Annotated in this window: 14 protein-coding genes; 12 read left to right on the forward strand and 2 right to left on the reverse strand. The window is 29.2% G+C overall.

Going from position 1 to position 15012, the window contains the following annotated elements; genetic code table 11:
- A partial coding sequence (locus tag ACQPUW_RS04370) for a toxic anion resistance protein (protein ID WP_430836280.1) occupies positions 1–1228 on the forward strand: 1228 nt, incomplete at its 5' end.
- A 121-nt stretch (positions 1229–1349) separates the two neighbouring features.
- Here ACQPUW_RS04370 and yeiL read toward each other — a convergent pair.
- Positions 1350–2045 (reverse strand): transcriptional regulator YeiL, encoded by a 696-nt coding sequence (gene yeiL, locus ACQPUW_RS04375; RefSeq protein ID WP_430836281.1) that lies wholly within the window; start codon positions 2043–2045, stop codon positions 1350–1352.
- A 126-nt stretch (positions 2046–2171) separates the two neighbouring features.
- On the opposite strand from yeiL, the gene ACQPUW_RS04380 reads away from it, so the two are divergent.
- From ACQPUW_RS04380 to ACQPUW_RS04400, 5 genes are all read left to right on the forward strand, one after another.
- Positions 2172–2999, forward strand: coding sequence for a purine-nucleoside phosphorylase (locus tag ACQPUW_RS04380; protein ID WP_430836282.1), 828 nt, complete (start codon positions 2172–2174; stop codon positions 2997–2999).
- Between the two features lie 388 nt (positions 3000–3387).
- Complete coding sequence (locus tag ACQPUW_RS04385) at positions 3388–4011, forward strand: TerD family protein (protein ID WP_430836283.1); 624 nt, start codon at positions 3388–3390, stop codon at positions 4009–4011.
- 23 nt (positions 4012–4034) lie between these two features.
- Positions 4035–4691, forward strand: a complete 657-nt coding sequence (locus tag ACQPUW_RS04390; protein WP_430836284.1) for a TerD family protein — start codon at positions 4035–4037, stop codon at positions 4689–4691.
- Positions 4692–4711: 20 nt separating this feature from the next.
- Positions 4712–5338, forward strand: a complete 627-nt coding sequence (locus ACQPUW_RS04395; RefSeq protein ID WP_430836285.1) for a TerD family protein — start codon at positions 4712–4714, stop codon at positions 5336–5338.
- A 100-nt stretch (positions 5339–5438) separates the two neighbouring features.
- Positions 5439–8087, forward strand: a complete 2649-nt coding sequence (locus ACQPUW_RS04400; protein WP_430836286.1) for a calcium-translocating P-type ATPase, PMCA-type — start codon at positions 5439–5441, stop codon at positions 8085–8087.
- 52 nt (positions 8088–8139) lie between these two features.
- On the opposite strand, the gene ACQPUW_RS04405 is transcribed toward ACQPUW_RS04400, so the two are convergent.
- Positions 8140–8811, reverse strand: a complete 672-nt coding sequence (locus ACQPUW_RS04405) for a YczE/YyaS/YitT family protein (RefSeq protein WP_430836287.1) — start codon at positions 8809–8811, stop codon at positions 8140–8142.
- Between the two features lie 489 nt (positions 8812–9300).
- Here ACQPUW_RS04405 and ACQPUW_RS04410 point away from each other — a divergent pair, with 489 nt between their 5' ends.
- From ACQPUW_RS04410 to eutA, 6 genes are all read left to right on the forward strand, one after another.
- Positions 9301–10431: a 1-propanol dehydrogenase PduQ gene (locus ACQPUW_RS04410; RefSeq protein ID WP_430836288.1), complete on the forward strand. Its 1131-nt coding sequence runs from the start codon at positions 9301–9303 to the stop codon at positions 10429–10431.
- Between the two features lie 220 nt (positions 10432–10651).
- Positions 10652–11002, forward strand: a complete 351-nt coding sequence (locus ACQPUW_RS04415; RefSeq protein WP_430836289.1) for a BMC domain-containing protein — start codon at positions 10652–10654, stop codon at positions 11000–11002.
- A 3-nt stretch (positions 11003–11005) separates the two neighbouring features.
- Entirely contained in the window at positions 11006–11437 is a 432-nt protein-coding gene (locus tag ACQPUW_RS04420) for a EutP/PduV family microcompartment system protein (protein WP_430836290.1), read from the forward strand.
- A gap of 18 nt (positions 11438–11455) precedes the next feature.
- Positions 11456–12031 carry an ANTAR domain-containing response regulator gene (locus ACQPUW_RS04425; protein WP_430836291.1) on the forward strand — a complete coding sequence of 192 codons (576 nt, stop codon included), beginning with the start codon at positions 11456–11458 and terminating at the stop codon, positions 12029–12031.
- Positions 12021–13421 carry a histidine kinase N-terminal domain-containing protein gene (locus ACQPUW_RS04430; protein WP_430836292.1) on the forward strand — a complete coding sequence of 467 codons (1401 nt, stop codon included), beginning with the start codon at positions 12021–12023 and terminating at the stop codon, positions 13419–13421. The genes ACQPUW_RS04425 and ACQPUW_RS04430 overlap by 11 nt, the downstream gene beginning before the upstream one ends.
- Before the next feature lie 152 nt (positions 13422–13573).
- Positions 13574–15007, forward strand: a complete 1434-nt coding sequence (gene eutA / locus ACQPUW_RS04435; RefSeq protein ID WP_430836293.1) for an ethanolamine ammonia-lyase reactivating factor EutA — start codon at positions 13574–13576, stop codon at positions 15005–15007.
- The last annotated feature ends 5 nt before the right edge of the window (positions 15008–15012 follow it).

Raw genomic sequence — 15012 nt, forward strand, 5'->3', positions numbered from 1 at the left:
GGGCAATCAAAATATGATGGGTAATCAGAATATGGTGAATAACCAAAATATGACGAGTAATCAGAATATGATGAATAACCAAAACATGATGGGCAATCAAAACATGATGAGTAATCAAAATATGATGGGTAATCAAGGTATGATGAATGGATATGGTCATCAGCAAACAACTCAAGAAACTAATATTATGGAAAATGCAGAAGCATATAAGAATAGATTGAGACAATTACCAGAAGTTCAAGCTTTAACAAGTGAAGTTGAAATAGCTAATCCTAATTCAATAATTCAATTTGGTCAACAAGCTAGTTCAAACATATCAAAAGTTTCAGATGAGCTTTTAAGTTCTATGAAAGAAGTTAAATCAGAAGAAGTTAGTGAAATGCTAGTTCATTTAACAAAAATAATGGACAAGTTCGATGTGAAAGAACTTGAAGATATAAAGGAACCATCTTTTATTGGAAAGATATTTAAAGCTGCTCAGACAAGCGTAGCTAAACTTTTCCAAAAATATGATACTATGGGGTTGGAAGTTGAAAAAGTATATGTGTTATTAAAGAGATATGAATCTGAAATAAGAGAGTCAAATAATAAGCTTAAAAGATTATATGATGGAAACATAGAGTTTTATCAATTACTAGAAAAGTATATAGTTGCTGGTGAAATGGCAATAGAAGAAATTAATTTATATATAAATCAATATGAATATAATAATCAAATAAACCAAGAAGAAAAACAAATGATGGTACAGAAGCTTGAGACAGCAAAAGAGATGTTAGATCAACGTGTGTATGATTTAAGAATAGCTGAAAATGTTGCAATACAGGCTGTACCTATGATTCAAAATATTCAAATGTCAAACTTTAATTTAATGAGAAAAATAAATTCATCATTTATAATAACATTGCCAATCTTTAAGCAATGCTTAGCTCAAGCCATAATATTAAAGAGACAAGAAATACAAGCTAAGTCAATTAAACAATTAGATGATAAAACAAATGAGCTTATACAAAGAAATGCTGCAAATACAGCTACTCAGTCAGCTAATATTGCAAGGATGGCATCTACAAGCTCAATTAGCATAGAAACTCTTGAAAAATCTTATAATACTATTATGAAAGGTATTGAAGAAACAAGAGCAATTCAAGAAGCGAATAAGCAACAAAGAGGTCAAAATGTTGTAAAACTTGAAAGCATTAAAGAAGATATGAAAAAGACTATAAAACTATAATTTATATAAAAGAGACCTAAATTATAGGATATATATAAATTTTAAGAGTAAGGTAAGTTATATAATATATACCTTACTCTTTTTTGTATCTATAATTATGAATATTATATTCTAGATTGATTTACTTATATAAGTCTGCTGCAAGGGTTATTAACATATTATGATTTACAACTTCAAAGTAAGAGTCTTTCTTTTTAATAACACCGTTTTTGCAAAGTGTTTTTAATGTCCTTAAAAGATGCCTATAACTTGTACCTAGTAACTTTGCTATTTCAGTCAAGTTTTCATCAAATATTGGTACCTTTATCCCATTAACATCAACACTTGTTCCTGTGGCTAAAATGTAGCTAGCTAATCTATTTTCCAAGGGATAAAGCAAGTTAATGGAACTATTTTTAGATAATCTATTTAATTTTTGGCTTAAAGACTCACACATAAAACGTAGAAATTTAGCATCATCTAGTAAATATTCTCTAACTTTTTGCAGAGAAAGTGCTATGCAGTAACTATCTTCTATAACCTGAATATTTGAATTAGCTGGTTCTAATTTCATAAATTCAACATCACCAATTATTTTTCCTGAATTGTAAAAGCATAGTAACATAGTTTTACCATTACTTAATGATGAATAAACTTTCCCTTTTCCTTCTACCAAGAAAAAAAGATAGTTTATACTCTCACCTTCTTTACAAATATGCTCACCTTTCTTAAATAAGAACAGTTCTACATAAGGCTGTATATCTTTACTAAAAAGCTCATTGATATTGAACTCTTCTATGTATTTGCTTACAGTTTGAGAGTTATATATTTTTTTCATAATTTTATTTATTTACCCCCTTATAAGATTTAAAAGATAATTTTTTCTTATTATTGTGACATATGTCATAATTACTTTCAACAATTTTATGGTAAATTAAGTTTAAAAGTTAAAGGAGGTACTAAAATGAACAATAAGTATGATAAAGTTGTAGAATCTGCAGAATATATAAGAGATAAAGTTACTAAATTCAAACCAAAAGTTGCAGTTATTCTTGGTTCAGGATTAGGTAACTTAGTTGATGTATTAGAGGATAAAGAATATATAAATTATAAAGATATTCCAAATTTCCCTCAATCAACAGTGGAAGGTCATGAGGGGAGATTGGTATTTGGAAAGATAAAAGGAATAGATGTATTAGCAATGCAAGGAAGATTTCATTATTATGAAGGATATACAATGAAAGAGGTTACTTATCCAGTATATGTAATGCAACAATTAAATATAAAAAAACTTATAGTAACTAATGCTTGCGGAGGAATAAATACTGATTTTAATCCTGGCACATTAATGCTTATAAAGGATTTTATAAATCTATTTGGTGATAATCCATTAATTGGAGTTAATGATAAAAGATTTGGCGTAAGATTTCCTGATATGTCTGAACCTTATAAACTAGAATTGATAAACAAAGCAAAATCATTAGCTGATGAAATTGGTATTGACTATAAAGAGGGGATTTATGCTGGGTTTATGGGTCCTTATTATGAAACTGCTGCAGAAATAGTAGCTATAGGTGGACAAGGGGCCGATGCTGTTGGGATGTCAACTGTTCCAGAAACAATAGCCGCTAATTATTTAGGGATAGATGTGCTTGGAATAGCATGCATTACAAACATGGCGACAGGAATACAAAAACAAAAACATTCACACAAAAGAGTTGTAGAAACAGCTGAAAAAGCTTCAGTTAATTTGTGTAAATGGGTAGCTAAGATAATAGAAAATATAGAATAAAAATTTATTTTGGAGGAGTTTTCAAAATAGTAAAAAGTGATGAATATTTTATGAAAAAAGTCCTCGAAAACCAAAAGTTATCAACAGATTAAAAATAGTAAGAAAATAAAACAAATCCTATATCTTAAATTATAAGATATAGGATTTGTTTTATTAAGTAGATAGAATCACTATATATTTTTAACCTTACTAGCCTCTTTTCCGAATAATTATTACAATAATGTATATTTATTTATTAATATATAAAAAATGTTATAAATTGCAATATATTGACATGGAGATACTATATGTTAAAATGAAATTAGTTATTAAATATAGTTATTATGTATGATAAAACTAGTAGTTAATAATAAATTTTATATTATGTATCTAATTTGGGAGGGATATTATGGCTATAAACTTAGGTGGAAATTTTAATCCGGGAATGACAAATAATCAAAATTCAGCAGGAGCATTAAATTTAAAGAAAAATGACGTTTTAAATTTAACTAAAAAAGAACCAGGACTTGAACAAGTAATACTAGGTGCTGGATGGGATGTAGCAGAAACGGGTAATAGTTTTGATTTGGATATATCAGCATTTTTATTAAATGCAAATGGAAAAGTAACTGATGTACAACAAAATGTTATTTTCTTTAATAATATGCAAGGACAAGGTATCCTTTTAGAAGGAGATAATAGAACAGGAGCTGGAGATGGGGATGATGAAAGAATTCAGATTGATTTATCACAAATAAGTCCAGCAGTTCAAAAAATAGTTTTCGTAGTAAGTATATTTGAAGCTATGAGCAAGAGACAAACTTTTGGAATGGTTGAGAATTCTTTTGTAAGATTATTAGATGCAAAAAATGGTGAAAGAGAAATCTGTAGATTTAATCTAAAAGAAAATAGTTCAACTGCAACTTCAGTAATATTTGCAGAACTTTACAGAAATAATGGGGAATGGAATTTTAAAGCTATAGGAGAAGGTAAAATAGCAGACTTAAATGGTATATTAAATTTATATATGTAATATAAGATTGGAGAATGTGAGATATGTTTGGACTTTTTAAGAAAAAATTAAATGAAATAGAAAATAAGCCTATCGAAAATACAAACACTCAAAATGTAAATACTCAAAATATGGGACAAGGTATATTAAATCTTCAAAAGAATGACATTCTTGATTTAACAAAAAGAAATCCATCCCTTAATAATGTGATAGTTGGTGCCGGATGGGATGTTAGTAGAAGAGGAGCAGATATAGATTTAGATTTAGTAGCTCTACTATTAGATGAAAATGGTAAGCTAATCAAGAGAAAAGGATTAGTATATTTTGGGTCAAAGAAATCACAAGGGATATATTTAACAGGAGATAACTTAACTGGAGAAGGTGATGGTGATGATGAGAGAATAATAGTTACATTATCAGATCTTCCACAAGAGTGTACAAAGGTTATTTTTTCAGTAGTTATATATGGTGCAAAAAGAAGAAGACAAAATTTTGGAATGGTACAAAATTCTTATGTTAGATTATTAGATGCAGATAACAGAGAAAAAGAAATTTGTAGATTTAACTTAATGGAGAATGGCGGAGATAATACAGGAATATTATTCGCAGAGTTATATAGAGAAGGATCAGATTGGAACTTTAAAGCATTAGGAAATCTATTACAGGTAACTATAGAAGATTTAGAAAGAGAATATAGATAATTTATTAAGGAGTGGAATAGATGGGAATAAATTTAGGTAACTTAGGTGGTAATTCACCTTTAAATAATAGTAATAATCAAGCAGCAAATATTTTAAATTTAGAAAAGAATACAGTTTTAGATTTAACAAAAAGAAATCCAGGTCTTGAAAAAGTAATACTTGGAGCAGGATGGGATATAGCAAGTGGAGGAACAGACTTTGATTTAGATATAGCGGCATTTATGCTTGATGCTAACAATAAATTCAATACTGTATCTAATGTAATATTCTTTAATAATAAAGTAGGACAAGGAATTCAATTAGGAGGAGATAATAGAACTGGAGCTGGAGATGGAGATGATGAAAGAATATCTATTGATTTAGGCGCCATAAGTCCAGAAATACAAAAAATTGTATTTGTAGTTACTATAGATAAGGCTAGAGAAAAAAGACAAACATTTGGAATGATTAATAATTCATATGTTAGGCTATTAGATGTAAATAATGGAGAGAGAGAAATCTGTAGATTTAACTTAAAAGAAAATGGATCTACAGCAACTTCAATAATATTTGCAGAACTTCATAGAGATGCTGGAGAATGGCAATTTAAAGCTATAGGAGAAGGAAAAATAGCAGATTTAAATGGAGTTTTAGCATTATATCAATAACATTATAATAATTATGAGGGTTTTGAGTGAAAATACTATGTTGATCTGACAAGATTGACATAGTATTTTATATAAGATTAAAAGATAGGAGTATAGAGAATTGTATAGTGGGTTAAATAAAAAAGAGGTAGAGAAAAGTAGGGATAAATATGGTCGCAATATAATCGTAGAAGCTGAACCAGAGACGTTTTTCCATAAATTCAAAGAGGCATTTGGAGATCCTATGATTAAACTTTTACTAGCAATTGCAGCAATACTTGCAGTAATGGCTTTTATGGGATATGCAGAATGGGGAGAGCTTGTTGGTATTGTTATATCCGTATTTTTAGTAACATTTATATCAGCTAAAACAGAAATGGCATCTGATAATGAGTATAGAAAGCTTAAAAGCAGTGCTGAAAAAGATATTTGTAAAGTCTATAGGGATGGTAAGGCTATAGAAATACCAGTTGATGATGTAGTAGTTTCTGATTTAGTGATTCTTGAGTTTGGTGATAAAATACCAGCTGATGGTATCTTAATAAGTGGTGATTTAAGAATTGATAATTCCGCTTTAAATGGAGAAGCGGAAGAGTGTGAAAAAATTGCTGTATCTAAAGATTATATATATGATGGAGAGGTTGCAGTTACAGGAGATATTTTTGTAGATAAATCATCTTTATTTAGAGGTGCTGTTGTATTTAACGGATATGGAGTAATGGAAGTTAAAAAGGTTGGAATGAATACTGTTATGGGTTCTATGGCAGAGGATATGGCTGAAGAAGATGTTGATAGTCCACTTAAGGTTAAGTTAACAAGCTTAGCTGACAAAATATCAAAGTTTGGTTATATTGGAGCTGTTGTTATTGCTTTAGCATTGGTATTCCATAAGGTACTTATAAGCGGAGGTATTAGTGCTTATTTAGATACTGGATTTGCATTTGTACTTAAAGATTTTCTTGAAACTATAATGCTTGCTGTTGTAATAATAGTAATGGCAGTTCCAGAAGGATTACCTCTTATGATTGCTATAGTTCTTATGAGGAATACAGCGAAAATGCTTCAAAGAAATGTATTAGTTAGAAAGCCAGTTGGAATCGAAACTGCAGGATCACTAAATATATTATTTAGTGATAAGACAGGTACAATAACAAAAGGAAAGCTTGAAGTTGTAGAATTTTTTGATGGTAACTTAGAGAATAGTTATAATAAAAGTAAAACAATTAAAGAACTAGTTTCTCTATGTATAGGTAAGAATACTACAGCAATGTTTGATGCAGATAATCGTGTTATTGGTGGTAATGCAACAGATAAAGCTTTATTAAACTTCTTAACAAAAGAAGAAATGGATAAGTATTCTAATATAGTAGTAGAAGAAACTCAACAATTTAATTCAAAAAATAAATATTCGGCAGCTCAATTAAAACATACAACTGTATATAAAGGAGCACCAGAGAAATTATTGGCTAATGCTAATAGATATGTTGATAGAAATGGAGAAATACAAGAACTAAATAGAGATAAGATAGAGAAAAAAATAGATCAATTAGCAGAAAAGGCAATGAGAGTACTTGCCTTTGCATGCAGCGACAGTGAATTAGTGTCTGATGAACTTCCAAATGATTTGGTGATTGTAGGGTTTGTTGGGATAAGAGATGATGTAAGACCAGAAGCAAAGATAGCCATAAAAGAAGTTCAAAATGCAGGTATACAAGTAGTTATGATTACTGGAGATAGGAAAGAGACTGCTGTAGCAATAGCTAAAGATAGTGGCTTAATAAATAGTAGTGATGATATAGCTTTAACATCAGATGAATTAAATAGTATGACAGATGAAGAAGTTAAAGAGATACTTCCACGTTTGAAGGTTATTTCAAGAGCTCTTCCAACAGATAAATCTAGAATGGTAAAATTGGCACAAGAATTAGATTTAGTTTGCGGAATGACAGGTGATGGAGTAAATGATGCTCCGGCTCTTAAGAGGGCAGATGTTGGATTTGCTATGGGATCTGGTACAGATGTAGCAAAAGAAGTTGGAGATATAGTTATATTAGATGATAACTTTAAATCAATAGAGAATGCGATACTATATGGTAGAACAATATATAATAATATATTGAAATTTATAAAATTCCAATTAACTATAAATGTAGCAGCGGTTGCTGTCTGTGCAATTGCACCATTTTTAGGAATAGAACAACCTTTGGGGATTACTCATATTTTATGGATAAACCTTGTAATGGATGGTCTTGGAGCCTTAGCATTAGGTGCAGAACCACCTCTTAAAGAGTATATGGAAGAAAGACCAAAATCAAGAAGTCAAAGTATTGTTTCTAAAAAGATGATGACTCAAGTTTTATTTGCAGGATTCTGGGTTACTTTAATTAGCTTTATATTCTTAAAAACACCATTCTTCTTAAGTTATTTTGGAAGTGAAGCAGAACTTATGACAGGATTCTTCTCAATGTTTGTATTTATGGCTGTAGCAAATGGATTTAATGTTAGAAATGAAGGCGTTAATATATTAGAAAATATTAATGAAAATAAAGGTTTCTTAAAGGTTATGGGAATAATAGTGTTAGTCCAAATTGGATTAACATATGTTGGAGGAGATTTCTTTAAATGTACTCCAATAAGCCTAAAGGGATGGTTATTAGTAGCTGGTATAGCGTTAACTATTATTCCATTTGATATGATAAGAAAAATTATAGTAAAAGCAAAAAATAACGGTAAGGAAAGAGATGAAGAAAAAGAATTTGCTGTTAGATAAAATTAGGTAAATAAAAAAGGGTGCTTATTAGCACCCTTTAGCTTGTCTTAAATTATTCTGCTATTTCGTTAGCCATAGCTTCTAATTGATCGTCAGTATATATAACTCTATGTACAAATTTTTCTAATCTAGGCATAAAGAATTGTATTAAAGGTCCTTGAAGTAATGCAGCGATTACAGTACCTATACCAATTACTCCTCCTAGTAAGTATCCAACAACAAAGAATGTTATATCCATAGCTATACGAACTACACGATATTGAAGTTTTGTCTTATCTGATAGTAAAAATGGTATTACATCATTTGGAGCAACTCCAAGCTCAGTAGCTTTAAGTAATGAAAAACCTATAGCGATTATTACGCAGCTAAGAACTAGTAATAACATTTTAAATACGATATTTAGGTCTTCAAAGTGCATGTCTCTAAAAACTTTAATCATTAGATCAATAAATGGACCTGCAGATATCATAGCAAGAACTGTACCTATATTTATGTAGTGTCTTGCAAAAATTAATATTATAACCAAGAAAGTAAATGTAATAACCATGTTGCCTATTCCAGGGGTTATACCTACAACCTTAGCTAATCCCTGAGTAAATACTGTAAATGGGTCAGAACCTATATTAGTTCCTATAAATATTGCTACACCTATTTGAATTATCCATACACCAAGAAAGAAGAATACTAGTTTCTTAATTAATTGTTTACAATCAAGCTTTTTCATCACTTAACCTCCGTATTAAAAAATATATAGTGCTCAAAATCACTCAAGCACGAAATAAAGAATATCACAAAAGTTTTAATAAATGAAATTAAGAAAATTTCAAATGTGCATGTTTACATATATCATTTACATAAAATATTTCAATGTAACAAGCATTTACATAAGTTTTTGTTAAGAAAATAATTGATTTATTAAAATAATGATAAATTTATTCTTGTATTTTATCTGTCATAAAATGTCCATAAACATTCATTTTCTGTCATAAGTTGCTGTGACAGAAACAACAAGTGTCACTACCTGGAAATTATGTAAGTAAAAAATATCTACTATAATATAATATATAAAAGTAAACATATAGATTGACAATGATTACATAACAGAGTATATTTTTTTATATACACAATGAAGTGTATAAGAGAGCAAAGGAGCTCCATAGATATCTATGGGGCTCCTTGTTTTTTTATATGGAAAAGTATAGGAGGATGTAAAATGAAAAACTTTGGGATTAAAACAAATATATATTTCGGTGAGGGTTCTTTAGAGTATCTACAAAATATAAAAGGTAAGAAAGTATTTGTAGTAACAGATCCATTCATGGTTAAGTCTGGAACAATTAACAAGGTTACTGATAATTTAATAGGAAGAGAATATAAAATTTTTAGTGATATAGTACCAGACCCACCAATAGAACTTATTGTAAGTGGGATAGAAGAGATTGGTAAGTTTTCTCCAGATACTATTGTAGCTTTAGGTGGAGGTTCTGCAATTGATGCTGCAAAAGCTATAATGGATTTTTCAAAAAAGATAGTAAATATTAAGGAAATAGAGTTTATTGCAATACCAACAACAAGTGGGACAGGTTCTGAAGTTACTTCTTTTGCTGTTATAACAGATAAGGAAAAGGGAGTAAAATATCCATTAGTTTCAGATGAACTATTACCAAACTCAGCAATATTAGATCCAGAATTAGTTAAAAGTGCACCAGATTTTATAACTGCAGATACTGGAATGGATGTTTTAACTCATGCAATTGAAGCATATGTATCAAAAAATGCAACAGATTTTTCAGATGCACTTGCAGAGAAGGCTGTAAGTTTAGTATTTAAATATTTAATTAGAGCATATAAAGATGGAAATGATATAGAGGCTAGAGAAAAAATGCATAATGCATCATGTCTTGCGGGACTTGCTTTTAATGCAGCATCTTTAGGAATAAATCATAGTATAGCACATGTCCTTGGAGGTAAATTCCATATTCCACACGGAAGAACAAATGCAATTTTATTACCTCATGTAATTGAATATAATGCTAATATTTTAGGATATACTTCTACAAATTATTCTCTTGCTGCAGATAAGTATGCAAATTTAGCAAAAATTGTAGGAATATCAAATTCTAATATAAGAGGAAATGTTAAGAGCTTAGTAAATGAAATAAAGAAAATGCAAAAAATTATGAATATGCCAACAACCCTTTCAGAATGCGGAGTTAAGAGTGATGAAGTTCTAAGACTGAAAAATGAAATAGCAGAAGTTGCACTTAAAGATGCTTGTACAATTACTAATCCAAGAGCTCCAAAAGATGTGGAAATAATAGACATTTTACAAAAAATTAAATAATATAAAAAAATATTGACAACTATTTACTTAAGCAATATAATTTAATTATCACAAAGGTGTGATATTTAAATTGAAAGCAACGGGGCTTCTTAAAAGATACTCTATCCAATGAAGGATTTATCTTTAAGGAGCTTTTTTTGAACAATGGATGAAAAGGTTTTATAGAAATTTAAATTTATTCAAATATATTTAAATTTCTAAGATAAAAGGTGGTATAAGTATGGGGAATGAAGAAAAGCAAAGAGTTGTCCAGGAATATGTTCCTGGTAAGCAGGTTACTCTTGCTCATATAATAGCAAATCCAACAGATGATATATTTAAAAAGCTTGGATTAGTCTTAGATAATAAAGATGCAATTGGTATTTTAACAATAACACCAAGTGAAGCATCAATAATAGCAGCTGATGTTGCAACTAAAGCTTCAGGAGTAACTTTAGGATTTATTGATAGATTCAGTGGATCAGTAGTTTTTACTGGAGATATAAGTTCAGTTGAATCTGCGTTAAGCGAAGTTTTAGATGTTTTAGGAAACTTACTACAATTTACATCAACTGTGATAACGAGGACTTAAGATATGAGCAGAGTTATATTTATAGGAAAAACAGGAAGTGGAAAGACCACTCTTTGTCAAAAATTAAATGAATTAGAAATTAAATATAAAAAAACTCAATCAGTAGAAATATATGATAATTCAATTGATACTCCAGGTGAATATTTAGAAAATAGAAATTTATATAGTGCGCTAATAGTAACAGCGGCAGATGCTGACATTATAGCACTTGTATATGATTCTACAGAAGATGAAGGATATTTTGCTCCTGGCTTTGCAAGTATGTTTTGCAAAGATGTTATAGGAATTATAACTAAGGTAAATAAAGTTTCTAAAGATAGAATAGAACTTGCAGAAGATAGAATAAAGCAAGCTGGAGTCTCAAGAATTTTTAAAGTTGATACTTTAGATGATGTAGGAGTAGAAGAATTAAGTAATTATTTAAAAGCGTTTTAATTTGAGGTGAATGGTTAAATGGAAAGAAACATAGTAATAGTCGACGATGAGCCTATTACAAGGATGGATATAAGAAGCATCCTAGAATCTAAAGGCTACAATGTAGTAGGTGAAGCAAATGATGGATTTAATGCAATAGAAGTTTGTAAAAAGTACAAGCCTAATCTAGTAATAATGGATATAGATATGCCAAATTTAGATGGAATAAGAACAAGTAAAATAATTACTAAGGACAATTTAGCTGGAGGAGTAATACTATTAACTGCCCATGAGGGTGATGAGTATTTAGAAAAAGCTAAAAGTGTAGGAGCATTTGGATATTTAGTTAAACCTATAGAAGAGAAATCTTTTATAAGAAATATTGAAATGTGTTTATCTAAAGTTTCAGAATTTGAAAAGTTAAAAAAAGATTTAGACAATGTAAGTAATAAATTAAATGAAAGAAAAATAGTTGAAAGAGCAAAAGGTATATTAATAAAGGAATTTAATATATCAGAAGACGAGGCTTATAGAAGAATTAGAAAACTTTGCATGGATAAAAGAACTACGATGGCAGAGATTGCTAAGGTAATAATATTAGGCTATGAAGATTAGTAATACAATTTATGATCTATGTAAAAAAAACACATATCTAAAGCCAAATGATATAGAAAAAATTATAGAGGTATCCAAAACAATAGGTGTTATGGCAGACTTTTATGATGGAGATGTGTTTATAGATGTTTTATCAATGGATAAAAATAAAGCAATTGTAGTATTTCATGCAAAACCAAGCACTGTAGAATCCATGTATGTAGAGGATATAACAGGTAAAGAAGCACTAAGAGAAAATGAGCCAGGTGTATTAAAAACTTTAGAAACTGGAGTTCCTTGCAAAGATATAACAGCAGTAACTCAAGAAAATAAAATCGTAAAGCAAAAGATACAGCCTATTATAAATGATAATAAAGTTATAGGTGTAATAATTGCAGAGAAGGATATAAGTGAAGAGGTTAAAGAAGATTTCAGAATAAAGAGTTCCAATGGAGAACTTGTTGATTTAATGAAGAATAACGATATTTTAACAGATAGCCTAGATGATGCTGTATTAATATTTGATAATACAGGCAAATTAATAATTAGCAATAAGAATGCTAGTGACATATATAAAAAATTAGGATATCTTGAAGATATAAAAAATATGAGTTATGATAATTTATCATTAAGTAAAATTAAATATGATGAATTAGTTAAAGAGCTTAAAGAAAAAAATAAAGTGATAGAAGAAATAAAATTTTCTGATTATTACTTTAAAATAACAAGAACCTTTATAAATAACGAGGGAGAATTTCAAGTTCTTAGTGTAATAAAAGATATTACATATATAAAAAGAAAAGAAAAAGAAATGGAACTTAAAGAGGTTGAAGTTAGGGAAGCTCATCATAGAATAAAAAATAATCTTCAAACAACTGTGGCTTTACTTAGAAGACAAAGTAGAGATTGCATTTATGATGAATCAAAGGAGACTCTAGATGAGAGCATAGGTAGAATATTAACAATTGCTACAACTCATGATTTATTATCAAGATGCAAAAATAATAAAGTAAGTATTAAAGAATCTATAAATTCAATTATAGATAATATAAATTCAATAGAATATAATAGTAAAATTAAAATTTCGATACAAGGACAGGATTTTGAAATTTATGGAGAGAAGGCAACGGCGCTATTACTTGCCATAAATGAAATAATACAAAATGCATATAAGCATGCATTTAAAGGTAGAGATAATGGAAATATTAAAATAATTCTAGATAAAGAAGATAATAATATTACAATAACTATCTTAGACGACGGAGTAGGATTTAATTTAAGCACTGTAAACTTAGGAGGCCTTGGAATGGGTATAATAAATAGTTATATCACAGAGGTATTAGGAGGACAGATAGAATTATATTCTGGACATGATGGCACAAAAACAATAATAAAATTTTTAAACAATTAAATATAAAGAATAACTATGAATTACGAAGACGTAGTTTGAATTGAGCAAAGAGGCTTAAGGTTATAGATAGATTAAATGGGAATTATAAATATTCCAATTTATTTACTGTAACTTTAAGCCTTTTTAGTTCCATAAAAATAGGAGGTGATTATATGAGAGAGGAAATGTTAAGTGTTGGAATAGATATAGGTACGAGTACAACTCAGCTTATATTTTCAAAATTAATAGTTGAAAACACAGCATCAAGTTTTTCAGTCCCAAGAATTTCAATAGTTGATAAAGAAGTTATATATAGAAGTGAAGTTTATTTTACTCCATTAGTATCTAATAATGAAATCAACGGAGAAAAGATAAGGGAAATAGTAGAAAAAGAATATAAAAAAGCTTGCGTAAATAAAGAAGATATACAAACTGGTGCAGTAATAATAACAGGAGAAACAGCAAGAAAAGAAAATGCAAATGATGTATTACATACATTAAGTGGATTTGCTGGTGACTTTGTTGTTGCAACAGCAGGACCTGATCTTGAAAGTATAATTGCAGGAAAAGGTGCAGGTGCTCATATATATTCAAAAGAACATTCAACTTCAGTTGTAAATATTGATATTGGTGGTGGAACAAGCAACCTTGCACTATTCACAAGAGGAGAAGTTAAAGAAACAGGATGCTTAGATATTGGTGGAAGACTTATAAAATTAGATAAAGTAACTAAAGAGATAACTTATATTTCACCTAAAATAGAAAAGATTATTAAAGATAATAATCTAGGATTAAAGATTGGAACAAAAGGGACAGTAGAAAATATTAAGCCTGTAGTAGATATAATGGTTAGACTTTTAGAAGAAAGTGTAGGCCTTAGGGAAAAAGAAGATTTGTTTGACTTTATAGTTACAAATAAATCAATTGCTTTAAATGAAAAAATAGAATGTATATCATTCTCAGGAGGAGTTGCAGATTATATATATAACGAATCAGAGATTGATGACTATTTTAAATTTGGAGATATTGGAATAATACTTGGAGAGGCAATTAAGACTTCAAGGTTATGTAGCAATTTAAAGGTAATAAAAGCTATAGAAACAATAAGAGCTACAGTTGTTGGTGCAGGATCTCATACAACAGAAATAAGTGGAAGTACTATTACTTTTACTGAAGATAATTTTCCAATAAAGAATTTACCAATATTAAAGCTTTCAAAGGAAGATGAAGAAAATGGACAAGAGTCTATAAAGAAAGCAATAAAGGAAAAGCTTAATTGGTTTAAATTAGAGAATGATATTCAAAGAGTTGCAATAGCTGTAGATGGAAAAAAGAGTCCTTCTTTTAAAGAAGTTTTAGAATATGCAAATGGACTTATAGAAGGAATGGAAGAATTAGTAGAGAGAGAGTTGCCACTTGTAATAGTTGTTGAGAATGATATGGCAAAGGTACTTGGGCAAACTATTTATTCATTATTAAATTTTAAAAAGGATGTAATCTGCATTGACAGCATTAAAGTTGACAATGGGGACTATATAGATATTGGAGGGCCAATAGCTGAAGGTAAGGTATTACCAGTAGTTATAAAAACTTTGGTTTTCAATTAGGATGA

Origin of the sequence: Clostridium sardiniense (assembly GCF_050584765.1) — a bacterium.
Lineage (GTDB): Bacteria > Bacillota > Clostridia > Clostridiales > Clostridiaceae > Clostridium > Clostridium sardiniense_A.